Origin of the sequence: Candidatus Pelagibacter giovannonii, from assembly GCF_012276695.1 — a bacterium.
Taxonomy (GTDB): Bacteria; Pseudomonadota; Alphaproteobacteria; order Pelagibacterales; family Pelagibacteraceae; genus Pelagibacter; species Pelagibacter giovannonii.
The window spans coordinates 281,538-307,558 of record NZ_CP038852.1 but is presented as its reverse complement, the minus strand read 5'-3'; the positions used below and the strand labels follow the sequence as shown (position 1 = coordinate 307,558).

Annotated in this window: 25 protein-coding genes; 14 read left to right on the top strand and 11 right to left on the bottom strand. The window is 30.6% G+C overall.

The window, feature by feature from the left end:
- Positions 1–31: 31 nt before the first annotated feature.
- Both E5R92_RS01765 and E5R92_RS01760 read right to left on the bottom strand, forming a co-directional pair.
- Positions 32–2,617 carry an ABC transporter permease gene (locus E5R92_RS01765; protein ID WP_168606401.1) on the bottom strand — a complete coding sequence of 862 codons (2,586 nt, stop codon included), beginning with the start codon at positions 2,615–2,617 and terminating at the stop codon, positions 32–34.
- Complete coding sequence (locus E5R92_RS01760; protein WP_168606400.1) at positions 2,553–3,218, bottom strand: ABC transporter ATP-binding protein; 666 nt, start codon at positions 3,216–3,218, stop codon at positions 2,553–2,555. The genes E5R92_RS01765 and E5R92_RS01760 overlap by 65 nt, the downstream gene beginning before the upstream one ends.
- Here E5R92_RS01760 and E5R92_RS01755 point away from each other — a divergent pair.
- The gene (locus E5R92_RS01755; RefSeq protein ID WP_168606399.1) at positions 3,217–3,831 is read left to right on the top strand and encodes an arylesterase; all 615 of its coding nucleotides are present in this window, start codon (positions 3,217–3,219) and stop codon (positions 3,829–3,831) included. The two genes, E5R92_RS01760 and E5R92_RS01755, sit on opposite strands and share 2 nt — an antisense overlap.
- Before the next feature lie 4 nt (positions 3,832–3,835).
- Here E5R92_RS01755 and E5R92_RS01750 read toward each other — a convergent pair whose 3' ends face one another.
- Entirely contained in the window at positions 3,836–5,002 is a 1,167-nt protein-coding gene (locus E5R92_RS01750) for a mandelate racemase/muconate lactonizing enzyme family protein (protein WP_168606398.1), read from the bottom strand.
- 156 nt (positions 5,003–5,158) lie between these two features.
- Here E5R92_RS01750 and E5R92_RS01745 point away from each other — a divergent pair, with 156 nt between their 5' ends.
- Genes E5R92_RS01745 through E5R92_RS01730 form a run of 4 tightly spaced genes read left to right on the top strand, consistent with a single transcriptional unit; the run spans position 5,159 to position 9,049 of the window.
- The gene (locus tag E5R92_RS01745) at positions 5,159–6,109 is read left to right on the top strand and encodes a tripartite tricarboxylate transporter substrate binding protein (protein WP_168606397.1); all 951 of its coding nucleotides are present in this window, start codon (positions 5,159–5,161) and stop codon (positions 6,107–6,109) included.
- Positions 6,110–6,121: 12 nt separating this feature from the next.
- Positions 6,122–7,621 (top strand): tripartite tricarboxylate transporter permease, encoded by a 1,500-nt coding sequence (locus E5R92_RS01740; RefSeq protein WP_168606396.1) that lies wholly within the window; start codon positions 6,122–6,124, stop codon positions 7,619–7,621.
- A complete protein-coding gene (locus E5R92_RS01735; RefSeq protein ID WP_168606395.1) occupies positions 7,614–8,072 on the top strand; it encodes a tripartite tricarboxylate transporter TctB family protein in 459 nt (152 codons plus the stop codon). The genes E5R92_RS01740 and E5R92_RS01735 overlap by 8 nt, the downstream gene beginning before the upstream one ends.
- A 14-nt stretch (positions 8,073–8,086) precedes the next feature.
- Positions 8,087–9,049 carry an NAD(P)-dependent oxidoreductase gene (locus tag E5R92_RS01730; RefSeq protein WP_168606394.1) on the top strand — a complete coding sequence of 321 codons (963 nt, stop codon included), beginning with the start codon at positions 8,087–8,089 and terminating at the stop codon, positions 9,047–9,049.
- Positions 9,050–9,068: 19 nt separating this feature from the next.
- Here E5R92_RS01730 and E5R92_RS01725 read toward each other — a convergent pair whose 3' ends face one another.
- From E5R92_RS01725 to E5R92_RS01700, 6 genes are read right to left on the bottom strand one after another with little or no spacing between them, the layout of a single operon-like run.
- The gene (locus E5R92_RS01725; protein ID WP_168606393.1) at positions 9,069–10,220 is read right to left on the bottom strand and encodes a M24 family metallopeptidase; all 1,152 of its coding nucleotides are present in this window, start codon (positions 10,218–10,220) and stop codon (positions 9,069–9,071) included.
- A 16-nt stretch (positions 10,221–10,236) separates the two neighbouring features.
- A complete protein-coding gene (locus E5R92_RS01720) occupies positions 10,237–11,013 on the bottom strand; it encodes a fumarylacetoacetate hydrolase (RefSeq protein WP_168606392.1) in 777 nt (258 codons plus the stop codon).
- Positions 11,013–11,813, bottom strand: a complete 801-nt coding sequence (locus E5R92_RS01715; RefSeq protein ID WP_168606391.1) for a M23 family metallopeptidase — start codon at positions 11,811–11,813, stop codon at positions 11,013–11,015. The genes E5R92_RS01720 and E5R92_RS01715 overlap by 1 nt, the downstream gene beginning before the upstream one ends.
- Complete coding sequence (locus E5R92_RS01710) at positions 11,798–12,556, bottom strand: SDR family NAD(P)-dependent oxidoreductase (RefSeq protein ID WP_168606390.1); 759 nt, start codon at positions 12,554–12,556, stop codon at positions 11,798–11,800. The genes E5R92_RS01715 and E5R92_RS01710 overlap by 16 nt, the downstream gene beginning before the upstream one ends.
- Positions 12,557–13,147 carry a TerC family protein gene (locus E5R92_RS01705; RefSeq protein WP_168606389.1) on the bottom strand — a complete coding sequence of 197 codons (591 nt, stop codon included), beginning with the start codon at positions 13,145–13,147 and terminating at the stop codon, positions 12,557–12,559.
- A complete protein-coding gene (locus tag E5R92_RS01700) occupies positions 13,147–14,742 on the bottom strand; it encodes a GMC family oxidoreductase (protein WP_168606388.1) in 1,596 nt (531 codons plus the stop codon). Before E5R92_RS01700 ends, E5R92_RS01705 begins: the two co-directional genes overlap by 1 nt.
- An 88-nt stretch (positions 14,743–14,830) precedes the next feature.
- On the opposite strand from E5R92_RS01700, the gene E5R92_RS01695 reads away from it, so the two are divergent.
- Complete coding sequence (locus tag E5R92_RS01695) at positions 14,831–15,577, top strand: FKBP-type peptidyl-prolyl cis-trans isomerase (protein ID WP_168606387.1); 747 nt, start codon at positions 14,831–14,833, stop codon at positions 15,575–15,577.
- Between the two features lie 7 nt (positions 15,578–15,584).
- Here the strand turns inward: E5R92_RS01695 and E5R92_RS01690 are convergent, their stop codons facing one another.
- Entirely contained in the window at positions 15,585–16,001 is a 417-nt protein-coding gene (locus tag E5R92_RS01690; RefSeq protein ID WP_168606386.1) for a winged helix-turn-helix transcriptional regulator, read from the bottom strand.
- 125 nt (positions 16,002–16,126) lie between these two features.
- Here E5R92_RS01690 and E5R92_RS01685 point away from each other — a divergent pair, with 125 nt between their 5' ends.
- From E5R92_RS01685 to E5R92_RS01660, 6 genes are all read left to right on the top strand, one after another.
- The gene (locus tag E5R92_RS01685) at positions 16,127–16,903 is read left to right on the top strand and encodes an SDR family NAD(P)-dependent oxidoreductase (RefSeq protein ID WP_168606385.1); all 777 of its coding nucleotides are present in this window, start codon (positions 16,127–16,129) and stop codon (positions 16,901–16,903) included.
- On the top strand, positions 16,903–18,423 hold the full coding sequence (locus tag E5R92_RS01680; protein WP_168606384.1) for an aldehyde dehydrogenase family protein: 1,521 nt from the start codon (positions 16,903–16,905) through the stop codon (positions 18,421–18,423). The genes E5R92_RS01685 and E5R92_RS01680 overlap by 1 nt, the downstream gene beginning before the upstream one ends.
- Positions 18,416–19,342, top strand: coding sequence for a 3-hydroxyisobutyrate dehydrogenase (mmsB, locus tag E5R92_RS01675; protein WP_168606383.1), 927 nt, complete (start codon positions 18,416–18,418; stop codon positions 19,340–19,342). The genes E5R92_RS01680 and mmsB overlap by 8 nt, the downstream gene beginning before the upstream one ends.
- A 179-nt stretch (positions 19,343–19,521) precedes the next feature.
- Positions 19,522–20,613, top strand: a complete 1,092-nt coding sequence (locus tag E5R92_RS01670) for a TRAP transporter substrate-binding protein (RefSeq protein WP_168606382.1) — start codon at positions 19,522–19,524, stop codon at positions 20,611–20,613.
- 87 nt (positions 20,614–20,700) lie between these two features.
- Positions 20,701–21,360, top strand: a complete 660-nt coding sequence (locus E5R92_RS01665; RefSeq protein ID WP_168606381.1) for a TRAP transporter small permease subunit — start codon at positions 20,701–20,703, stop codon at positions 21,358–21,360.
- Positions 21,360–22,685 carry a TRAP transporter large permease gene (locus tag E5R92_RS01660; RefSeq protein WP_168606380.1) on the top strand — a complete coding sequence of 442 codons (1,326 nt, stop codon included), beginning with the start codon at positions 21,360–21,362 and terminating at the stop codon, positions 22,683–22,685. Before E5R92_RS01665 ends, E5R92_RS01660 begins: the two co-directional genes overlap by 1 nt.
- An 8-nt stretch (positions 22,686–22,693) precedes the next feature.
- Here E5R92_RS01660 and E5R92_RS01655 read toward each other — a convergent pair whose 3' ends face one another.
- Complete coding sequence (locus tag E5R92_RS01655; protein WP_168606379.1) at positions 22,694–23,584, bottom strand: DMT family transporter; 891 nt, start codon at positions 23,582–23,584, stop codon at positions 22,694–22,696.
- Positions 23,585–23,655: 71 nt separating this feature from the next.
- Here E5R92_RS01655 and E5R92_RS01650 point away from each other — a divergent pair, with 71 nt between their 5' ends.
- Positions 23,656–25,113 carry a cytosine permease gene (locus E5R92_RS01650; protein ID WP_168606378.1) on the top strand — a complete coding sequence of 486 codons (1,458 nt, stop codon included), beginning with the start codon at positions 23,656–23,658 and terminating at the stop codon, positions 25,111–25,113.
- A gap of 4 nt (positions 25,114–25,117) precedes the next feature.
- A complete protein-coding gene (locus E5R92_RS01645) occupies positions 25,118–25,864 on the top strand; it encodes an SDR family NAD(P)-dependent oxidoreductase (protein ID WP_168606377.1) in 747 nt (248 codons plus the stop codon).
- Positions 25,865–26,021: the final 157 nt, after the last annotated feature.

Below are 26,021 nucleotides of genomic sequence, written 5' to 3'. Positions count from 1 at the left end.
ATATTAAATAAATTAGAGCATGACAAAGAAATTATTGATTTCTTATAAGGGGATAAACCTTAGGACTTAGGTATTTTAAATTTGTAAGTATTATCAAGATTAATGTAGCTAATCCAATACCAATAGTTACCTGCAAAAATATTACTAAATCAAACTTCCAAGTGATTTGAAAAATATTTTCAATAATAAATTGCGAACCTATGACTGCAAAAAAGAGAGCTATTAGAATTATGGATGTGAATATAATAAAAAATTCAATAATTGAAGAGAGCACAACTTCAGCTTTAGAAAAACCTAGAATTTTAAATATTAAGTTTTGAAATTCTTTAATTTTACCTTGAACTATAATTGCACTTGTTATGACAATTAAACCAATAACTATAGTAATTGCTGAAATAACAGTTACAGCAATAAACACTTTATTTAAAAGATCTGTTACTTTCTCTAAGTAATCAGTGATTTTTATAATAGAAAGACTAGGCATTTTATCTAGTAAAGCAGTTTCATTAAAATTCTCTAAACTTTTAAACTTTGAAGTGGCCAAATATTCATGAGGTATATTTTTTGCAAATTGAGGATTTAATAACATAGCAAAGTTAATAGTAAAATCTCTGTAGTCTACTAACCTAAAGTTTACAATTTCACCTTCAATTTCACGTCCATAAATATTTAAAGTAAAAATATCACCAATTTTAATATTAAAATCTTTAGCAATTTTACTATCAAGTGAAATTTGAAGTTTATCAGGTCTATCTAAATCCCACCACTTACCTTCTACAATTGGGTTATCTTTTAAAACTTTATCAGCCCAAGAAGACCTTCTGTCATTTCTAATCACCCAGTGGCTATCATTACTTGAGTCGATATAAGTATTTGGATCTATTCCATTAATTTTTAGAATACCTGTTGAGACCATGGGAACAATTTCAAGGTTAGCATCTTTATCCATATTAAAAATTAAATCTTCAAATATTTTTCTTTCATCACCTTGAATACCAATGAAAAAATAATCAGGCGCAAGTTCCGGTATAGATTTTGCAATTTCTCTTTTAAAGTTTGAACCAACAAAAGCTAAAGTTAATAATAAGGTGACGCCTAAACCTAAAGACATAATAGTTATAGGAGTAATACTTTTAGTTTGAGTGATATTTTTAACTGAAACTTTAATTGAAATATTTTGATGTTCTTTAAGACTTTTAAATAATTTAATGATCAAGTTTGATAATAAATAAAAAACTAATAGACAAACAAAGAAAGCACCAAAATAACTCAAGCTATAAATGGGGCGAGCTGAACCAATAGTAAATAAAGATATTAAAACTGACAATAAAAATAGACTTAAAACGATTGATTTTTTTGAATAATAAAATTGAAGGTTTTGAAATACATTTCTAAATAAGTTTGATGCTTTAACTTGATCAATTGCATTGATGGTTGGTATAGAAAATATGATTAACACTAATAAACCTACTAAAAAAACTTTAAAATAATTAAGGATAGAAAAACTACCTTCAATATTCAAGCCAAGGCCAGCTGATAAATAAACATCGACAATCGGGACTAGAAAGAAACTAAATGAGTAGGCAGCAGTAGATATAATGAATAATAAAATGAGTAATTGAAGATAGTAGACCATTTTAATATCCTTTGAGAAAAAGCCTAAAGACTTCTTAACTGCGATAGACATATTGTTCTGATTAATGAATGAAAGCAGGGTGTTAGCAATCCCAATTCCTGCAATTAACATTGCACTAATTGATACAAGGGACAAAAACTGTGAGAAATTATCAATTATTCTCTTTAAAGGACCATCAGACTTTTCATGATATCTAAGTCGTACCTTTTTTTCATCTTTGAATAATTGCTCAATTTTTTTAGATAAAGTTTTTGGATTGTCTCCCTCATTAAATCTTACCTTATATTCATAGTTTAAAAAACTACCTAGATTGTTAAGTTTTAATAGTTCTAATGTTTGTTTTCCAGCTAAAGCAAAATCACCAAATACAAATGCACCTCCAATATCAGGTACAGATTTTACAATACCAATTACAGTAAAGAGTTTGTCTTGAACTTTAATTTTATCATTTATCTTTAAATTAAGATTTTTGAAAATATTTTCATTAACAAGGATTGTATTTTCTGTTGTTTGTATTTTTTCAAATGCACCAGTTGGCTCATAACCTACTTTACCAAATAATGGGTAATTTTGATCTACTGTTTTAATTCTAGAAAATATTGATTTATTTTTAGTCTTACCTGTAGTTGAGATCATGGTGCTAAACTCAACCATTTGTGAAACGGTAGCAAATTCTTTAACTTGGTTAATCAATTCTAAGTTGCCAACATTACGATTATAATCAATTTCAATATCTCCACCTAAAAGTGCTCTTGAATTATTATTTAATTCTTTATTTAAACTATCTTCAATTGTGAAAATTGAACCTAAGATAAATAAACTGATAAAAAGTGTTAAAATGATACTAGAAATTTTTTTATAATTTCTACTCAAGTCTCTTAAGGCATATATCAAAGTTAACTTGTACTCTGAAAGCTTAGACAATTTTTCCATCTTTGATTTTAATTTTTCTTTTTGCTTTATTTGCAAGTTTTGGATCATGGGTGACCATAATTAAAGATGATTTTTCTTCCTTAATATATTTAAACAAAATATCTGCAATCATTTGTGAATTTTCACTATCTAAATTTCCTGTAGGCTCATCTGCTAAAATTAGTTTAGGTTTCATGGCTATAGCTCTTGCAATAGCTACACGTTGCTGTTCACCACCTGAAAGTTGACTTGGCAGATTGTTAAATCTATTTTTTAATCCAAATCGATCTAATAATTCTTTGGCTCGTTCGCTAGGGTTTTTTAAATTATTTAACTCTAAGGTTAGAGCAACATTTTCAACAGCAGTGTAGTTTGGAATAAGATAGAAAGATTGAAAAACTATACCTATGTTCTTTCTTCTAATTTTAGAAACTTCATCTTCACTCATTTTAGATATTTCTTGATCTTCAAAAAATATCTTACCAGAAGTTGCTTTCTCTAGTCCTCCAGCAAGCATGATTAAGCTTGTTTTTCCAGACCCACTTTCTCCAACTATTGAAATAGACTCATTTTTTTTAGTTTCTAAATTAACATTCTTTAAAACCTTAATAGTATCATTACCAGTTTGGTATTTAAGATTGACGTTTTTTAGCTTAAGAAGACTGTCCATGATTAAAAGATTTATTATTAAAATTATTGTCTTCTGTCTAGTGAGCATAAACGTCAATGCTATAGAAAAGGTTATCTTATTTGGTGATAGCTTGATGGCTGGTTATGGTCTTCCGCAGGAAAAACATTTAGCCATTGTTCTTCAAAACAATCTTAATGATAGTGGTTATAATCTTGAAGTTATTGATGGAAGTGTATCTGGAAGTACATCTGCTAGTGGATTAAATCGTGTTGAGTGGTCTTTATCTCAGCCTGATATTGATTTAATGATCTTAGGCTTGGGTGCTAATGATATGTTAAGAGGAATAAGCCCGATTGAGACTGAAAAAAATTTAGAAAAAATTATTCAAATAGCAAAACTAAAAAATATAGAAATAATTCTAGCTGGTATGATTGCACCAACAACGCATGGAATTAGTTATAAAAGAAAGTTTGATAATATTTATTCAAGCTTAGCTAAAAAATATGATTTAGATTTAATAACTTTTTTGTTGGAAGGTGTAGCATTAAAGCCTGAATTTAATCAAGATGATGGTATGCACCCAAATGAAAAAGGAACTTTAATTATAAGTAGCACACTTAAAAATACTATTCTTAATTTTATAAAAAAATAAAATTTTAATTAAATAGTTTTTTAAATAATGTATTTAATTTTTCTTTTTTTTCATAACCCATACCAATAAATTTTGGAAAGGTTACCTGGCTATTTTCAACTAAAGATGAATCTGGAAATCCTCCAAAAGGTTGAAATAAGCTAGGATAAATTTCATTTCCACCCAAGTTTAATCCGGCAGCAATATTACAAGAAATTTGATGTCCACCATGAGGTATTACCCTTGTGGAACTCCAATTATTTTCTTTCATCATCTTTAAAGTTTTTAAATATTCAACCAATCCATAACTTAAAGAACAATCAAATTGTAACCAGTCAATATCTTTTCGCATTCCACCATAACGAATTAAATTTCTAGAATCTTGTATTGAAAATAAATTTTCACCAGTAGCTAATCCATTTTTATAAGTTTTTGATAACTCAGAATTTAATTCATAATCTAAAGGATCTCCCGCTTCTTCATACCACTTAAGATTATAAGGTTCTATTGCTGCTCCATATTCAATAGCTGTTTTTAGATCAAATCTACCATTAGCATCAACGCATAAATTTTTACCATCCCCAACTAACTTTAGAACGCTTTCAATTCTTTTTAAATCATCTTTTAAAGGAGCACCTCCTATTTTCATTTTGACTGTTGTAAACCCTAAATCTAAATAACCTTTCATCTCATCAAGAAGTAATGGAATATCTTTACCTGGGTAGTAATAACCTCCAGCAGCATATACAAAAATTTTATTAGTAAATTCTCCATTGCCATATTTTTTAGCCAAATATTCATAAAGTGGAACTTGCTCTATTTTTGAAACTATATCCCAAACTGCCATATCTAAAGTTCCTACAGCTGTACTTCTTTCTCCATGACCACCTGGTTTTTCATTTTGCATTAAAACTTTTGAAATTTTTTCTGGACTAAAATTATTACCTTCGTCGTTTAATAAATCTTTTTCATTAGCTTCATTTAATCTAGGTATAAATCTTTTTGTTAAGAGTTCACTGACCGCATATCGTCCATTAGAATGAAAACCATATCCAACAACATTTTCACCGTTAATTTTTATATCAGTTTTTATTGCAACAACACTACAATCCATTTTTGCAAAACTGATATAGGCATTTTTAATATCTGAACTAATTGAGAAGGTTTTTTCTTGAATATCAATAATTTTCATTTTTATTTAATTAGAGGATAATTTTAACTTTAAATACGATAGATAACATGATTTGAACTTAAACATATCAGTTATTTCTGCACACATGGACGTTGACAGTAAGATCAAAAATAAATAGTTTTCTAACTTAAACTAACAAACAAGAGGAAATATCTAATGAAATTAAAATCTTATATTAGTAAATTTCTTGCAGCATTATCACTTATAATTATTAGTATAAGTGGTGCTAATGCAGGAGTTACAAACATCATTCCATTTGGCCCAGGTGGAGAATCTGATGTTACGGCTAGAATGCAACAACCTTATTATAAAGACATTTATAAAGAGGATATTGTTGTTCAATACAAACCAGGTGGTGGTGGATCAGTAGGCTGGTCTTCTTTAAATTCAGAAAGAAGTGATGGTAGTGTGATCATGGGTGTTAACCTTCCACACATCATTATGCAGCCTATCGCTAAAGGTGAAAAAGCTGGTTATAAAACAGAAGATGTAAATGTTTTTGCATTTTTTCATTATACTCCTGATGCAATTTTAGTAGAAGCATCAAGTCCTTACAAAACATTAGAAGAGTTAATGAACTTTGCTAAACAAAACCCAGGACAACTTACTTTTAGTGGATCTGGAACATATTCAGCAAATCATCTTTTAACTATTTCTTTAAATAAAAAAGCAAAAGTTAAAACTACCTATGTTCCTTTCAAAGGTACAGGTGCTGCTGTTCAAGCATTATTAGGTAAGGTAGTTGTAGCTGAAGCTGGCTATTCAACTGTTGCTGCTAAACAAGGATCTAAAGTTAGAATGCTTGCTGTAGCATCAAAAGAAAGATTGCCGGCTTTCCCTGATGTACCTACATTTAAAGAGCTAGGATATAACATTGTTTCTGGAGCTTATAGAGGTTACGCACTTCCAAAATTAGCTTCTAAAGCAACTGTTAAAGAATGGTCTGATCGTATTATGAAGATTAATTCTGATCCTGCTTTTATTAAACAAATGGAAGATAACGCTTTTGTAGTTGTTAATATTGGTCATAAAAAAATTAAGAAATTTATGAAAGATCAACAGAAAGCTAACGAAGCTATCGCTAAAGAACTTGGTTTAATTAAATAATTAAACCTTTGAATGACAAATATTTTTACAGATTTTTTGTCATCGTTAAGCCTACTAAATTTAGGCTTAGCTTTTTCAGGAGTTTTGGCAGGCATCATCATTGGTGCTTTGCCAGGACTTTCAGCAACCATGGCGGTTGCTATTTTAGTGCCTTTTACATTCGCACTTGAACCTTCTTCTGGACTAATCGTTCTAGGAGCAATTTATACAGGAGCTATCTTTGGGGGCTCGTGGTCTGCAATCTTAATTAATACACCAGGAACACCTTCGGCTGTTGCAACTACGTTTGATGGATACCCTATGGCTAAAACTGGTAATGGTGATTTAGCCATGTCCATAAGCTGCATGTCATCATTTATAGGTGGAATAGTAGGAGTCATATGTTTAGCTTTATTTGCACCCCCATTAGCAAGCATTTCACTTAAATTTGGTCCCACAGAATATTTTTGGTTAGCAATTTTAGGCTTAACATTAATTTCAACTTTAGCAGAAGGAGATAATATTAAATCATTAATTGGTGCTTGCCTTGGTTTATTAATGTCAATGATTGGTGTCGCAGTTATCGGTGGTGATATGAGAATGACTTGGAATATTAGTTTTTTAAATAGTGGAATAGAAATTGTTAGTGCAATGATTGGACTTTTTTGTATTCCAGTTATTTTAGGTCTAACTAGCATGAAGGGAAAGCATTTAAGTGAAAATACAACACCCAAAAGTTTAAGATTAAAAGAATCTTTTTTAATAATGTATCGTAAAAAATTTGAGGCATTAAGAGGAGCAATAATTGGAACTTTTATTGGTATCCTTCCAGGTGCTGGAGGAAGTATTGCAAGTATAGTTTCATATGGTGAGGCAAAGAGAAGTTCAAAAAATAAAGATAATTTTGGTAAAGGTGAACCAGAAGGTTTAATAGCATCAGAGACAGCAAATAATGCAACAGTTGGAGGAGGTTTTATTCCGACACTATGTCTTGGTATACCAGGCACTCCACCTGACGCTGTAATTTTAGGAGCATTATTAGTTCAAGGAATAAGAACTGGGGACACTTTGTTTACTCAGCAATCTTCAATTGTGTACACTTTTATATTTGGTTTGCTTCTAGCAACTATTATGATGCTACCATTAGGATTGTTAATGGGAAGATATGCATACAAATCTATAATAAAAATACCTAGAGAAATACTAATACCAATCATAATTTTTCTAACAATTATTGGTAGTTATTCAATTCAAAATAATATTCTAAACGTCTATTTCATGTTCTTTTTTGGTTTAATTGGTTGGATATTAAATAGAGCAGGATTTAAAGCGTCACCAATTGTCTTAGGGCTAGTATTAGGACAAATTGCTGAACAAGGGTTTGTTCAAGCATATATAATAGGTAGTGCTCAAGAAAATATTTTTGCAAATTATTTTGCAAGACCTATCTCAATTGTATTGGTGTTCTTTATTATAATGGGTTTATTTCTACCCACTTTAAAAAGAATTTATAATAGGAGAAAAAATGCTTAAATTTGTTAAAGACAAAACATCATTTATCTCTGGTATTTGTCTTATTTTATTATCTCTACTTCTTTTTTATGAGGCAAATAGTTTAAGCCCTTTCGGTTCAGTTTTTCCATATGCAATAACAACAGCATTACTAATCCTATCTGTAATTTTAATTTTTCGTTCTTTTAAATTAGAAATTAAAGTCATTAATGAAAAAGTTTCATTTATTAAAATTCCTTTATTAATTTTAACATTTTTTGCTTGGATATATTTTTTAGAAAGAACTGGATTCATTTTAACTAGTTTAATTTCATTTAATCTGCTTATTTTAATTAATGCAGGGCAAAGTATTCCTTTAAAGAAGATAATAATTTATATGTTATTTGGTAGTATATTCATTCTGCTTCTATACTTTGGTTTTAAAAATTTATTATTAGTACCACTTCCAGAAGGTCTCTGGTTTAGAATTTAAAATAGAAGGAAAAAATGTATAAAATTGGCATCATCGATACCATGAAGGATAAAGGCATTGAGCTTTTAATGAATTACAAAGATTTTGATTGTGAAATAGTAACAGACCTATCTAGAGAAAATCTTTTATTAAAATTACCTGAGTTTGATGGAATTACCCTTAGAAGAGGTAAAATTGATAGAAAAATTTTAAATAAATGTGATAAGCTTAAAGTTATTGCAAGACATGGTGTTGGGTACGATAGCGTTGACACCGAATGTTTAAAGGAAAAAGCAATTACTCTACTTGTAGCGCACGATTCTACGTCTACTTCTCCAGCAGAGCATATAATGTTCATGATTTTGAATATTTACAAAGGTTTTAGTATGTTTGACACCATGGTTAGAGGTGGAGATTTTATTAAAGCAATACATTTGAATATTGAAAAAAATTTTGAGCTATTTAATAAAATAATTCTTATTACTGGATTTGGTAGAATTGGAAAGAAACTAATTAAAAAATGTCTTGGCTTTGATATGAAAGTTCTTGTTTTTGATCCTTATGTTGATGATACGACTATAACATCTTTTGGTGGGGCAAAAGTTGCAACTCTTGAAGAGGGCTTAAAGAAAGCTGATATTTTATCATTAAGTTTACCTTTAAATAGTGAAACTAAGAATTTTATAACTCTAAAAGAAATGAAACTTATGAAAAAAAGTTCAATCATAATTAATGCAGCCAGAGGTGGAATTGTTAATGAAGAGGATTTAAACAATGCCCTTGATAATAATATCATAGCATTTGCTGGAATAGATGTTTTTGAAAAAGAGCCACCTGAACCAACAAACCCATTAATTACAAATAAAAAAGTAGTGTTAAGCCCACATGCTGCGACGTTTACTAAAGAAGGGTTAGAAAGTATGGCTGTAGAAACAGCTCAAAACATTATAGATTTTTTTGAAAATAAAATTGAAAATACTAAAATAGTTAAACTTTAACTGATTATGTAGCGGAGGCCTATAAGACTACTAAATCCAGCTTTTGCTTACCCAATCTCTCGTTGCCGTTCTCTGTTACAAGATACGTTTCTCCTAAATTCATAGCTAAATTATTGTCTGAATCCATCAATATCATGTGCATGAAGAAGACATTACCAGGAGTTATTACATAAGGATTACCTGTGTATAGCATTGGCCAGTCCATCCAATTGGGTGAGAAGGTTGCCCCTAATGAATAACCACAAGCATTCATTCTTGATTTATTGTACCCAAGATCATCAAAAGTTTTAGCATGTATATCAAATACATTTCCAGCTGTTTTTCCTGGTATTAGAGTTTTTGCACAATTACTTAAAGCCTCAACACAAGCTTCATGCATCTTAATATGTTTTGGATCAGCTTTACCAATAGGAACAGTCCTAAACATTGCAGAGTGATAATGTTTATATGTTCCGGCCCATTCAATAGTTAATTGATCAGTATCAGATAAAATTCTTTTCTCAGATTGATATCTGCATAACAATGCGTTGTGTCCTGATCCAATTATGAATTCATTTGCTGGATAATCGCCGCCACCTTCTAAAACAACTCTTTGCATTTCAGCTAAAATTTTTGCTTCACTAGCACCAGCTTTTGCGTATTTCCATGCTTCATCAAGCGCTTGATCTGCAAGTTCTGCAGCTTTTTTTACATAAACAACTTCTTCTTGAGACTTAACAACCCTATGTTTGGTAATTAATTCTGATTGGTCTTCTACCTCACAATAACCTTCTAGTGATTTATTAAGTCTTAAAGCATTACGTCCTGTCATACCGTAAGCTTCATATTCAATTCCAATTTTTTTATTTTTTAAATTCAATTCATTTAAAATAATTTTAAGATCATCAGTAGGATTAGACTGGTCTTTATCAACCCAAATTCTTATATCTTCAATATTAGATGTGTTTTTTGCTTGTCTTAAATCTGGAGCTCTTGTTAAAAGAATGATATTTCCTTTATTGTCCAGTATTAATGTTTGAAAGAAAACATAGCCAAAGGTGTCATAACCTGTAAGCCAAAACATAGATTCTTGCCTGAACATTAAAAGAGCATCAAGGTTTTGCTCTTTCATAGACTTTAAAGTAGCTAATTTTCTACTTTCAAATTCTTGCTTACTAAAATGTAGTGCCATTAATAAATTTTATGAATTAATGAATTATTGCTTTAGCAGACCCTAGTTTGTCCACTTTTCCAGTATAAAGACCATTACCTAAAATTGGCACAACACCAACAGTTGATCCAGTGAATACATAAAAATCTTTATCAAGATTTACTTTATCTTTTTTTAATTCATTTAAAACAAATCTAAGTGAATTAATTGGATTTATGTAAACAGTATTTGTATTTCCATTAACACTTTGATCAATTTTTTTATTAGTAATATTTGTCTTTAAGTTTCCAATATTAATTCTTTTGTATTTTTTCTTTTGTCCAATTAAAAACTTAACATTTGCACCAAAATCACTGCATAAATCACCAAAGCTAGTTATTCCTTTTTTCTTTTGTCTATAACCAATAACTTCAATACAAGGAGCCATATGTGAAATATACTTTGTTACGTTTTTCATAGTAATTAATCCTTTAGATGAGAAAAAGTTTTTCTTAATTAAGTAACAAACTTCAAGCTCTATACCTAAAGTAGACTTATTAATTTTTACTTTTTTTCCACTTTTTATAAAATTTTTTTTAAAGATTGCAGCATAGAAAGGTTTCTTTTCTTTAAGTTTTTTCATGACAGGTATGCCTGTTCCTGCAGCTTTAAATCCTATTATTGGATCTTTAACTTTACTCTCACACAATTTTCTTAGCTTTTGTGCTTCACTTAATTTTTTTGTAAATTTGGTTGGAAGAGGTGCAATTATTTTATTTTTTACAAAAGCATTAACTAATTTATCTGCTGTCTTTTCTAATAAGGTTTTATTCATTATTGAATGTTTAGTATAGTTGCAGGATCTAGTCTAGTGCCAAACCAATTAAGTCTTATATCAAGGTGAGGACCAGTTGATCTACCTGATGAACCAACAGTTGCAATGATGTCTCCTTTTTTAACATGATCACCTACATTTACAAAAATTTCATCCATATGCATGTAGAGAGTTGAAATTCCATGACCATGGTCAAATATCAAAGTTGCACCCGTATAAAATAAATCTTTTTCAGCTAGAGTAACAATACCGTTATTCATTGCTTTAACTGGTGTACCTTTTTTTTGAGCAAAATCTAAACCATAATGGGGCCATTTGGGTATGCCATTTAAAATTCTTTGACTACCGTAAACACCAGTAATTATTGCATCATCAACTGGGATAATAAACTTTTCTTTAAAAAACTGTAAGTCACTTTCAATTTCTCTTGCATCAGCTATTAATTTATTTTCTTTCTTAATTCTTACGTAAAACTCTTCTGGTGGTGTAACTTTTTTTTTAGGTAGGCCATCAATTTTTTGAATATTGTATTTTCTTTTTTTTATTTTTTTTACAATCTTGTTATCATTTTCAGTGATTGTAATGTCAAATTTTCTATCTTTTTCAATCCCAAATGCAAAATAACCATCTTTTGAAACTTTAACTTTTTTTTTATCTACAAAAATTGATGACCCAGGATCAGTTTTTCCAATAATGAAATGTCCTTGAATGAATTTTCCCTGAAACTCTAATGCAAAAGATTGAGTTGAAAAAAATAATACTACTAATAAAAGTAATCTATATATTACTTTGCAGTCCATCCACCGTCTACTAGAATTGATGTGGCCGTAACCATTGACGATGCCGAAGAAGCTAAAAAACAAACACTTGTTGCGACATCACTTTCTGTTGCTAATTTTCCCATAGGAATATTGCCTAAAGCTAGTTTTTTAAATTCTTTGTTTTTGAAAAATCTTTTAACCATTGGTGTTGCAACAAAAGTAGGAGCTACTGTATTTACTCTAATATTATTTTTTGCAAGTTCAACACCCATGCCTTTAGTTAAGCCTTCTATACCAAATTTTGTCATATTATAAACATTTCTACCAGCCATTCCAACATGACCAAGTTGAGAGGACATATTAATAATTGATCCACCTCTTTTTTTATTCTTTAGCATTTTTTTAACAACTAATTGAGCCACATTAAAAGCAGCTTTAAGGTTTAAATCTACTAAGTAGTTCATGTTTTCTTGTTTGATTTTTTCAAAGGGCTCAGGAATATTTGTGCCCGCATTATTAACTAAAATATCTATAATTTTAATCTTATTTAAACTTTTTTTAAGATCTTCATAATTCATTACATCACAATTAATTTTGATAATTTTGCCTTTTATCTTTTTTATTTCTTTTTCAAGTTTATCAAGATCTGATTGAGTTCTACTTAATGCAATGATTGTTGCACCAGCTTCAGCAAGCGCAATAGAGCAGGCTCTACCCAATCCCTTGCCAGCCCCAGTTACTAATGCATATTTATTTTTAAGATTTATTTTTTGTAAGTACATTTAAATAAATAATTTTAAATCAGTATAGATTAATTCGATTGCAACAACCAGTATAGCAATTAAACCAATCCATGCTATCCATTTATATTCGTTAATCCATCTTGATATCACAGTAGCAGCTGTTGCCATAAGGATTATTGATAAAGCTAATCCAAAAATTAGTAGTACATAGTGATCACCAGCAGCACCAGCTACACCCAAAACATTATCTAAACTCATTGTAAAATCAGCAAGTAAAACTGTCCAAATAGCTTTCATGAAACTTGAATTATCTACTTTAACGTCTTCATTACCTGACTGACCTTTAATGACATCCGTATAGAGTTTGTAAACTATATAAAGAAGAAGCAATCCACCTATTAGTCTTAAACCTGTTATTTGTAATAAATAGGCAGTTAGCATAGTTAAGATAATTCTTAAAATTACTGCACCACCTATCCCCCAAAAAATTACCTTTTTTCTTTGTTCCACTGGAAATTTAGAAGCTACCATTCCAATAATAATAGCATTATCTCCTGCTAAGACTAAATCTATAAATATAATTTGACCTAAGATTACAAGTTGCTCAGGTCCGAATAATTCTGCAAACATCAATTGCTTAGTATCATATCAGCACCTTTTTCTGCAATCATTATTGTAGGAGCATTAGTATTACCAGAGGTGATATTAGGCATTATAGAAGCATCAATCACTCTTAAATTTTTTATCCCATGAACTTTTAATTGATCGTTAACTACAGCCATATCGTCTTGACCCATTTTACATGTTCCAACTGGATGAAATATTGTCTGGGCATAATCTGCTGCTGCTTTTAATATTTCCTCATCTTCTGTTAAATGAGTTCCAGGGCGATATTCTTCTGGGCTAAATTTTTTGAATGTTTCAGATTCTAAAACAATTTTTCTTGTTAATTTAAGACCAGCTGCTGCAATTCTTCTATCTTCATCAGTTGATAGGTAATTCATTTTTATTTTTGCATAAGTTCTAGAATCTTTATCTGTCACACTGATATGCCCTCTACTAGTTGGTCTTATTTGTGAAACTGTTGGAGTGAAACCGTGAAAATCATGATTCTTAGTTGCACCCAATGTATCCATACTCATTGGCTGAACATGCCACTGTAAATCAGGCAGTTCTAACGATGGATCACTTTTTGCAAACATACACATCTGACTTGCACCCATAGTCATGGGCCCACTTCTATTAAATACGTATTCTAATCCAATTAATAAGTTACCAAATAAACTGTTAATTTTTTTATTAAGAGATTTTATATTTTGTATTTTATATATTGGTCTAAACATTAAATGGTCTTGTAAGTTTTCACCAACACCCTTTAATTCATGCACCATCTCAATTCCTAGTTTTTTTAATTTATTTGAATTACCAACACCAGACACTTGTAATAATTGTGGAGAACCAATTGCGCCTGAAGATAAGACAATTTCTTTGCTAGCGTTTACAGTGAATAATTCATTTTCAATCCAGTACTCAACTTCTTTAGCAACTTTGTTTTCAAAATTAATCTTTTTAACATGAGCTTTTGTAACTATTTTTAGATTAGGTCTTTTTTTTATAGGGTTAAGATAGCCAACAGCAGTGCTACATCTAAAGCCATCTTTTTCAGTTACTTGAAAATAACCACAACCATAATTATCTCCTGTATTAAAATCTTTAGTTTTTGGAACACCAAACTCTTCAGCAGCTTTTTGGAATTCATTTAATAGTGGTAATTGAATTCTTTGGTCTGAAACTGACAAAGGGCCACCAACACCATGGAACTCATTTTCACCTCTTTCTTGATTTTCTGCTTTTATAAAATAAGGTAATACATCATCCCAACTCCAACCCTTGTTACCCAATTGTCTCCAGATATCATAGTCTCTACTTTGACCCCTAACATATAATAAACCATTGATTGAAGAACTTCCTCCTAAAGTTTTACCTCTTGGATATCTTATGGATCTATTGTTCATGGTCTTATCTGGTTCTGTATTATAACACCAGTCTACATCTGGATTGTGCATGGTTTTAAAATATCCAACAGGAATATGAATCCATGGATAATTATCTTTACCACCAGCTTCAATTAAAAGAACTTTATTTTTTGGGTTTTCAGACAATCTATTTGCCAAAACACATCCTGCTGATCCAGCTCCAATAATGATGTAGTCAAAATTATCCATATATATTTTTATAAATTAATTTTTATTAATAATCTAATAATATATAGAAAATCATATTTATTTCTGATAATTGAACAATTATAAAATAATGAAAAAAATATTAATACTTATATGTACAATTTTTTTATCTTTATCACTTCAAGTTCAGTCTGTTGAAATTGAAATTATCAATGATAAGCCTGGTACGGGAAAAAAAATTATAAAACATTCTTGGGTTCAGCTTGAATACACAGGCTCATTTGAAAATGGAAAAGTTTTTGATACAAATGTTGGTAAGGATAGACCTTTAGTAGTGCAAATGAGCATGAAAGAGGTAATTCCTGGTTTTGAGCAAGGAATAATAGGAACTACCAAAGGAACTAAAAGAAAAATTAAAATTCCAGCTGAATTAGCTTATGGAGAAAATGGTGGAGGAGATATTATACCACCCAATACAGATCTGATATTTGAATTTGAGGTAATTGACGTTCTAGATCCTAGTTATAAATCAGTTTCATCAGATGAACTAATAGAAATGATTGAAAATAATGCTGTAGCATTAGATATTAGAACAGAAGAAGAGTGGGATAAAACAGGTGTTATCAAAGGTTCATTTCCAGAAACAGCTTTTGATAAAAATGGTAAATTTCAAGTGTATGTTATGGATAAAATTAGAGCATTAGCTGCTTCTCAATCTCAAGATGTTAATTTGATTTTTATAAGTCATGATGGAGAAACGGCATCAATGTTAGCTAATTCATTTTCTGAAGATTTGGGATTTACTAATGTTTCGGTTTTAAAAGGTGGAATTAAAGCTTGGCAAAATGAAAATAAAAAACTTGGCCCTCATAAGTAATATCATTCTATCCATAGAAGTTTTTTCTTTGTAAGTTTTTAAATCTAATTTCATCATTTAATAAATCAATTGCTCTTTCCTGATCTTTTTCAATAACACGTGACATTTTTCTTTTATTAATACTTCCCCATTTAATCAAAGATCTAATTATTGGTAAGCTAGAGTTGCCAAATTGTGTTAAAGAATATTCAACAGTTATTGGGTTTGATTTAATAACCTTTCTTTTTACTAGAGTGTCATTCTCCATTTCTTTTAATTGTTTAGACAGCATTTGAGAAGTTATAGTATCTAAATTTTTCTTAAGTTTACCAAATCTAATTGACCTATTGCTTAACTTTTCAAGAATTTTAATTTTCCACTTTCCACTAATTAATTTTAATGCATTGTTTAATGGATCTTTATTTATCTCTAAATTGTTTACCATGGTATGTTTAGTATACTAGTTTTATTATAATACCAAAATAAATTTTATATTTATTATTTGTTTTGATTAAAATTTTAAAAAGTAATAACCTAAATAAAATTAAAAATTTTTACTACAGGATTTCAATGAAACTAAAAGATAGAATAGCAATAGTCACAGGGGGTGGAAAAGGAATTGGTGCAGAGATTTGTTTGAGATTAGCAAGTGAGGGCGCAAAAATTGTTATTGCTGAAATGGATATTGAAAATGGTGAAAAAATTTCTAAAAAGATTCAAGATAATAATGGTGGAGCAATTGTTGTAGAAACAAATGTTGCCGAAGAAGACAGTGCAAATAATATGGCTGAAGCAGCTATTAAGAAATTTGGTAAGATCGATATTCTTGTTAACAATGCCGGTATTAGACATATTAATAATATTCTAGATCATACAAAACAACAATGGGATGACATGATATCGGTAAACTTAACCGGACCATATCTGTGCTGTAAGTCTGTTATTCCTCACATGATAAAAAATGGTAAAGGAAAAATCATTAATTTTGGATCAATTGCAAGTTTTATGGGCAGACCTGATAGAGTAGCTTATGTTGCTGCAAAATCTGGTATACTTGGTTTAACAAGAGCCTTAGCAGTTGATTTAACAGGGAAAAATATTAACGTTAATACTATTTGCCCTGGGTTAATTTCAACACCTTTCAATCAAAAGTTTGCTGAAGATCCTACTCATGGTGAAGCTTGGGGTAAAGAAACTATAGTTGGACGTTGGGGTTTACCATCTGATATATCTGGTGCAGCAGTTTTTCTTTCTAGCGATGATGCTGATTTTATAAATGGATCTGAGATAAAAATTGACGGCGGCTGGTTAGCTGCGAAAACAAGAAAAGGTGAAATAAGCAATTAATGAGTGATGATTTTAAAAATAATTTAGAACTAGCACTAGGTAATGCAAAAAGATTATCTAATAAAATTTTAATTGATGGAAAATTGTCACCTTCTAAAGCTAAAGGTAAAATCAGTGTATTAAATCCAAGTACAGGTGAAAGTATTGGTGAAGCGCCGCAGTGCAATAAGGTTGATGTAAATATAGCGGTTGATTCAGCGGAAGCTGCATTTCAAAAATGGAAAAAAATACCTGCAAGAGAACGTGGTAAAATAATGTCAGCTGCTGCTAGAAAATTAGAAGATAGAAAAAATGAAATTGAAACATTATTAGCTTTAGATACTGGTAACGCTCTTAGAACTCAGGCTATACCTGAGACAGTAGCATCAATTGAGTTAACTCATATGTTTGCTGGACTGGCAGGAGAAATTAAAGGTGAAAATTACCCACCAAATATTCCAAACACAATTCATTACACAACTAAAGATCCAATTGGAGTTGTTTGTGCAATTATTCCTTGGAACGCTCCTTTATTTTTAACTGTTGCAAAAATTGCACCAGCTATTGTGGCGGGCAATACTGTAGTGTTAAAAACTGCTGAACAAGCACCACTTTGTGCTTTACTCTTATGTGAAATATTACAACAAGAACTTCCTCCTGGAGTTTTAAACGTCATTTCTGGATATGGAGAAGAGTGTGGTGAACCTTTAATAGATCACCCTAAAGTTAGAAAGGTTACTTTTACAGGATCGTTTTCTGTTGGAAAAATTATTGCAATGAAGGCTGCTCCAAAATTATGTCCTGTTACATTGGAATTAGGTGGAAAAAACCCAAATATTATAATGAGTGATGCTGATTTAGATATAGCAATACCAGGTGTAATCGATGGCATGAGGTATACTCGTCAAGGACAAGCATGTACTGCTGGATCAAGAGTTTATATACATGAAAAAATCTATGATAAAGTTTTAGAAGGGGTGGTTTCTAAGCTGAGTAAACTTAAGATGGGAAATGCACTTGATACTAAATCTGATATTGGTGCCATAATATCTGATGAACAACTTAAAAGAACATTACACTATATGGATATTGCAAAAAAAACCTCATCTGCAAAAGTATTACATGGTGGTAATCAACCCAAAGGAGGAGATTATAAAGAAGGGTTTTTCTATGAACCAACTTTATTATCAGGCGTACCTGTAGAATCTCCTGTATGTCAAGAAGAGGTATTTGGCCCTGTTGCTTGTGCCATTCCATTTAAAAATTTTGATGAAGTTATGAGAAGTGCTAACGACACACCCTTTGGTTTATCAGCAGTTTTATGGACACAAAATCTATCTAGAGCATTACAGTTTGTAGATGAAATCGAAGCTGGTTTTGTTCAGGTAAATCAATGTGTAGCTCCAAGGGCTAATGTTTCTTATGGGGGAATTAAAATGAGTGGTTTAGGTAAAGAATATGCTTTTGATAGCATGATGAATCACTTCACGCAAAGTAAAACAGTTTTGATTAATAGAGGTAAATCAAATTTAGATGACTAATCACATTGCATTCATAGGCGTTGGAAATATGGGAAACCCTATGGCTGATCAACTGATTAAAGCTGGTAAAAAAGTTAAAGCTTTTGATGTTTCACCAGAGGTAATAAAAACTGCAAAAGAGTCAGGTTTAAATGTTGTATCAACAATTGATGAATTATTAGATGGCGCTAGTACTGTTATATCTATGCTACCAGAGGGAAAACATGTTCGATCTCTTTATTTAGGAGACAAAGGAATATTAAATAAAATTCCAAAAGAATGTTTGATAATTGATTGCTCAACAATTGATATTGAGACTTCTCTTGAGCTAGGTAATGAATCAAAAAAACTTGGAATTAAAATGATAGATGCACCAGTTACTGGCGGTGTGATGGGAGCAAGAATTGGAAAATTAAATTTTTTAGTTGGTGGAAGTGATGAAGCTGTAGCATTAGCAAAACCTTTATTTGATATTATGGGACAAAAAATTTTACATGCAGGAGCTCAAGGAAGTGGAGTAGGGGTAAAAATTTGCAACAATATGTCTTTAGGAATTTCTATGATAGCAGCATCTGAATCTTTAATGTTAGCTAAAAGATTAAAAATGGATATTAGAAAGGTTCATGAAATAATAAAAGCAGCTTCAGGAAATAATTGGGCTATGACTAATTATACACCTTTACCAAATCTTACTGATGGAGTTCCTTCAAATAATAAATACCGACCAGGTTTTACAGCAGCAATGATGAGGAAGGATTTAAGATTAGCTATGGACGCTGCGCAGTCTGTTGATGCCTCAACACCTTTAGGTAAAGCTGCTTTAGAAATTTTTTCAAAGTTCTGTGATGAAGGTGATAGTGATACTGACTATTCAGGTATATCTAAAATGATTGGTGGTGATGCTTGGAATTATCCATTTGATCCAAAGGGAAATAAATAAAAACAACATTTGTAAATTTACTTTACAGTATTAAAAGTATACCAAGTAATTGAATTGATTATAATATACCATAGGTTGTATCATCCATATTTACCTTATTTTAAGTTTACTTTTCTCTTACAATAATGTTTATTTCAAATCTTATTAAGACTTAATAAAAAAAACAGAGAGGGAAAAACATGAAAAAAATCACAACATTGATTTTAAGTTTAGTTTTTGCAGTATCTATTATCGCTTCTGCTTCAGCTAAAACTTTAAAAATACAAATGACCTTTCCAAAAACTTCTTATGATGCACAAATCGTAGGAATGTGGGCCGAAAGAGTTACTGGCCTTACTGGTGGTTCATTAAAATTTGAACTTCTAGGAGCTGGAGAAGTTGTAGGTGTTAAAGAAACATTAGAAGCTGTTGACAAGGGTCTTGTTGATGGTGGTGCTGCTTGGACTCATTACTGGTCTAATTATCACCCTGCTGCAATGTTATTTGGTTCGCCAGTTGCAGGTGGTGGTATTGGTTTAAGTACTAAATCTTGGTTAGCTTGGTATTTTGATAACGGTGGACAAGCTTTATACGATCAACTATGGGATGAAATGGGTATGAACGTAAAAGGTTTCATCATGGCATCTTCTGGTCCAGAAGCTTTAGGTTGGTTCAAAGAGCCGATAAACAGTATGGCTGATTTCAGAAAATACAGATTCAGAACTCCTCCGGGAATTCCTGGTCAAACATACAAAGATATTGGTGTTGCTTCAGTTTCAATGGGTGGTGGAGATATTCTGCCAGCACTTGAAAAAGGAACAATCGATGCTGCTGAATGGTGTTGTCCAAAACCAGATCTAGTATTTGGTTTCCAAAAGGTATTGAAAAATTACTACCTTCAGGGCTTACACCAAAACGTTGTAAATGGAGACATTTTCTTCAACAAAGATGTTTACAATAAGTTATCTAAGCAAGAAAAATATGCGATGGAAATTGCTTCTGAAGCGATGATAACTAGAAACATCACAAACAGAGCTGTTGAAAATGGAAAAGCGTTAATTGAATTAACATCTAAGCATGGTGTTATACTTCATGATACACCAGCTGATTACTTTGTTGAGTACATGGCTGCTGCTAAAGCTACTATTTTAAAGAACTCAAAAGAAAATGCGTTCTTTGATAAAGTATACAAGCACATGACTGCTCACGCAAAAATCGTAGTACCTTTTATTGCTCAAATGGAAACATCTGATGCATCAATTGGAACTGCATTTGCAAAAACGCAAAAGTAAATAGATAATTTAAACGGGGGCTTAATAATTTTAAGTTCCCGTTTTTTTAAAATAGAAAAAATTTAATCGACATTACCAATCAATAAAATGGTCAAAAAAAAATCACATTCTGCTGGTGTTAAAGAAACTCTAGATATTACTGATGAGTTAATAGCAGAACGTCGAACTAGTTTAAAAATGCCTAAGGACATGACTCCTTGGATGGCAAAAACTATAGAGTTAATCGATCTTAACATGTTAAGAGTTGGTAAAATAGTTTGTTGGATGGTAATTCCTCTAATTTTTGCAATGACTTTTGAAGTTATTGGTAGACATTTTTTTAATAGACCAACTCTTTGGGCTTATGATGTAACCAGAATGATTGCAGGAGCATTTTTTATGTTGGGTGCTGGTTACGCATTATCAAAAGGTATTCATATAAGAGCTGACTTTTTATATAGAAATTGGAAAGTTAAAACTCAAGCCAAAGTAGACTTATTCTTATATTTATTATTCTTCTTTCCGGGCTTCATAGTCTTTTTTTGGGTAAGCTTTGATTATGCTTATACTTCTATTTGTGGGAAATTTATTTTAGCAGAATGCTTAGACGGAAAAGTTAGAATTCAAAGAGCAATGGATACCACTTGGATGCCAGTAATGTGGCCATTAAAAAGTTGTATGCCAATTGGAGCTTTTTTATTATTAATTCAAGGGATATCAGAATTATTCAAAACATATTATGCTTTTGTGAAAGGTAGATGGCCATAATGGAAATTTTTTCACAAGAATTAATTGGAGCACTAATGATAGGGGTAATGTTATTTGCTATCTTTATTGGGTTTCCTATTTCATTTACATTAATATTTTTAGGTCTTGTGTTTGGTTACTGGGGTTTTGGACAGTTAGTTTTTTATCTAATGACCCTACAGTTCAATATGATTATGACAGAAAGCACACTGGTTGCTGTCCCACTCTTTATTTTTATGGGTATATTAATGGAATCTGCAGGTCTTATGGAAAGACTATTTTCAGCTATACAATTAATGCTATCTAGAACAAGAGGTGCATTATTTTACGCAGTTATGTTTGTGTCTACAATTTTCGCTGCTGCAACAGGAATAGTTGGAGCATCAGTAACAATTCTTGGAATCATGGCAGGTAAAACTATGATTAAATCTGGATACGATACTAGATTATCAGCAGGTTTAATATGTGCTGGAGGAACTCTTGGAATTTTAATTCCGCCAAGTATTATGTTGGTGGTGATGGGGCCTGTTTTAGAAATCCCAGTAACAGATTTATTTGCTGCAGCAATAATTCCAGGAATAATGTTGGCATTTCTTTATGCTCTTTACACTACTGTTAGATGTTATTTTGATCCAAAACTTGGTCCAATTTTACCAAAAAGTATGCAGCCAAAAAGTATGGGTAAAGTTTGGATAGAATTCTTTTTAGGGTTAGTACCTCCTGCGGGATTAGTATTTTTTGCACTAGGTAGTATATTGTTTGGTTTAGCAACACCTACTGAAGGTGCTGGTATTGGAGCTATTGGATCTTTATTACTTGCTTTAGCATATAAAAAATTAACTTTAAAAACTTTAAAGAATTCTTTAATTAAAACTTTAGAGATTACTGCATTAATAATGTTTTTAGTTGCTGCATCAAATTTCTTTGGAGCAGTTTTTTCAAAATTAGGAACACCATCTTTATTAACTGAATTTTTATTAAATCTTGAAGTTAACAGATATGTTATTTTAGCTATATTAATGGCAGTAATTTTCTTGTTAGGTTGGCCTTTAGAATGGGTACCAATAGTTCTTATTGTGTTACCAATTTTTGTTCCATTAATTAAAGAATTAGACTTTAACTTGACTTGGTTTGCCATACTTGTAGCGGTAAATTTACAGACCGCCTGGCTATCTCCACCCGTAGCTCTATCTGCGTATTTCTTAAAAGGTGTTGTGCCAGAATGGGAACTTAAAGATATTTATCTTGGTATGATGCAATTTATGGGAATACAGGTTTTAGGTTTAATCTTAATTATTATATTTCCTCAAATTGCACTTTGGTTACCTAGTATAATGTATCCTTAATTAAGAGTTTATTTTTTATTTATATAAGGAATTACAGTTCCAACTAGAATAATTCCCAGTGAAATAAATATCTTTAAAGTAATTTCAGCATCAATTACCAACCAGGCAGATAAAGCACCTATGGGTCCTGTTAAAGGATACATAAGACTAATTCTTCCTACTGACACTCTCCTTAAAGCATAATTATAAAATAAATAAGAACCAAAAGTTATAAAAGATAAAGTGATTGCAGCTATTACTGATGGTGTAAATTCTAAATGAAATGAATAGCCAAATGTAGAGTTAGGCCAAATAATAAATAATATTAAAAATGATAAAATGAAACCAGTAAAATATTGATAAGTATTTACACCTAGTTGGTTAACATTAGTTTGCATTTTTTTTCTACCAATTACCTCATTAATTGAAGCCAAAGTCATTCCAGCAAAAATAATAAAATCTCCAATATAATTTCCCTGACCGATAATAGTTTGACTTGATAAGAGAATATAAGTCCCAATAATTGTTATAAAAGCTCCTATTAAAACCTTTATCTCAATTTTTTCATCTAAAAATATCTTAGCAACAAAAGGCTGCATAATTGGCATAGTGCTTATAATAGCAACACCGTTAATAGGTGACGTAAGCATTAAACCCACATGAAAAGCTAACGTTACAAGAAAAGGGTTTAATAAGCCCATCAAGAAAGGTGTTAGACCTATTTTTCTAATTGATAAGTCAACTCTCATTATTAAAGCAAAAGTTAACATAAGCAAAAAAGCAATTGCAAACCTTACTGCTAATAGATCAACAATTTGAAATTCTTCTAGAGCAAGCTTTACAAACGGAGGACCTGAGCCAAACCCAATTACAGCAAGAAACATTGCTAAGTAACCAATATTTTTTTTAAGAAAGTGCATTAAATCCAGAATACTATTACAAATGAAAAAAAAAGATATTCCATTTTAACTTATTAGTTTATTATTTATTAGTGATTCAGCATAAAAATAAAATTAATCTTATTAACTGGGAGTTAGTTTCAGTTAACCCGAATGATAAAACTTGGAATTGGAAGGATATTTTTTGTTTTTGGGGTATCAATATACAAAGTGTTATTGCTTTTTCCTTAATAGCATCATTATACCTTGTTTATGATTTAAACGTTGCAGTTATTTTTTTAGGAAGTTTAATTGGATCTCTTCTAGTTTATTTTTTAGCTAACTTGATAGGAAAGCCATCTCAAAAATATGGTCTTCCATTTCCTGTTATTTTAAGGACCTCATTAGGTGTGTTTGGGGCAAAATATTTTTCTTTAATAAGAGGCTTTGTTGGTATCTTCATGTTTGGCATTCAAACATATTTTTTATCAAAAGCATTTAGTTATTTAATTCGAATATTTTTCTTTTCTGTTGATAATACTTTCCTTCAATACGATATTTTTTTAATTTTTATTTCAGGTCTTAACATTATTGATTGGGCCTCTTTTTTAATAGCAATTCTATTGCAATCTTTTTTATTCAGTAAAAGTCATAAATTTAATAAGTTAATTATTAATTATTCAGCAATAACAGTTTACATAGGAATGTTATTATTTTTTTTTGTTGTGCTTCTTTTGGATGTTAAGGAGGTTTCAAGATCATTTGCTGATATTTTTACTTATAATAATATATTTCTTAAGAGTAATATTGCCCCTTTGATTACTGTGGTTGGAATAGTTTTTGCTTACTTTTCAATTATTCTTGTAAATTTTGGAGACTTTGCCCGTTATGTTAAAGATGAAGAAGAATTGAAAAAAGGTAATTTAAGTTTATTTTTAAATCTCGTTATTTTCTCGTTTTTTGCTGTTTTTATAGTTGTTGGAGCTGATGTAATTTTTCATCAAAAACTTGAGGACATCGGGAAAATTCTTACAAATCCTACGGATATTATAGGAACTCTAGATAACACTATTATAACTGTAATAGTTTTATTTTTTATTATTGTAGCTTCAGCGTCTACTAATCTAATTGCAAATTATGTGCCTGCTCAAAATTCTTTGTTAAATTTCTTTCCAAGCAAACTTAATCTAAAAACTTCTTCTTATATTATTGTTTTTTTTGGATTTGTAATTGGTATTTTTTGGTTACCATTATTAAGTCAGATAGGAATTTTATCTTTTGTTGATACATTTTCTTCATTTTTTGGACCTCTTTTTGGAGTTATGATTATAGATTATTATTTAGTTAAAAATTCAAACTTAGATAATAAGGATATATTTTTAGCAGAACCTGGTGGAGCTTACTTTTATTCAAATGGATGGCATATAAAAGCTGCATATTCTATAATCTTAGGGTTTATTTTTACTGCCTCAACAATTTGGAACGAAAGTTTAATGAATTTTAATTCTTACTCTTGGTTAATTGGTGCTTTTATCTCTTCATTGACTTACTATTTATTAGCAAGTAAATAATTTTATGCATCAATTTGATTTAAAAAATAAAATAGCAATTATCACGGGTGGAGCACAAGGTTTTGGTTTAGATATTGCTAAACGTTTTTTAAAGTCAGGAGCAAAAGCTATTATCTGGGATATAGATGAAGAAGAATTAAAGAAAGCTGTTAAAGCTGTGAACGATCCAAATCTTTCATATAATGTCGTTGACGTATCTGATTTTAAAAATGTCAAAGATACAGTTGATAAAACAGCAAAATCTTCAAATATCGATATTTTAATTAATAATGCAGGTATTACTGGGTCTACGTCTTCACTTTGGGATTATGATGTAGTTGAATGGAATAAAATAATAGAAATTAACTTAATGGGCACATTTAACTGTTGTAAATGTGTGGTGCCTTACATGATTAAAAATGATTATGGTAGAATAGTTAATGTTGCATCAGTTGCTGGAAAAGATGGTAATGCAAACGCAAGTGCTTATAGCTCAGCAAAAGCGGGTGTTATTGGTTTAACAAAATCGCTAGGAAAAGAACTGGCTGATAAAAATGTAGCTGTTAATGCTGTTACTCCAGCAGGGGCTAAAACAAGAATATTAAACCAAATGTCAAAAGAACATGTGGCTAGAATGTTATCAAAAGTGCCAAGAGGTAGATTTTTAGAAATTGAAGAATTTACATCTCTAATTTGCTGGCTTTCATCTGAAGAAAACTCATTTTCAACAGCTGCTGTTTTTGATATTAGTGGTGGTAGATCTACTTATTAAGACTAATTGTTAAAGTTTTTAGATCAACTTTATCTTCTTTAGAGATTACTGGTGCAAGTAAAATTACTGACCAATAAATTAAAAGTACAAATATAGAAATTGATTTCATTCTGTTTAATAATATTAAATATTGATCTTAGAATGTTTAAAGTGTGTT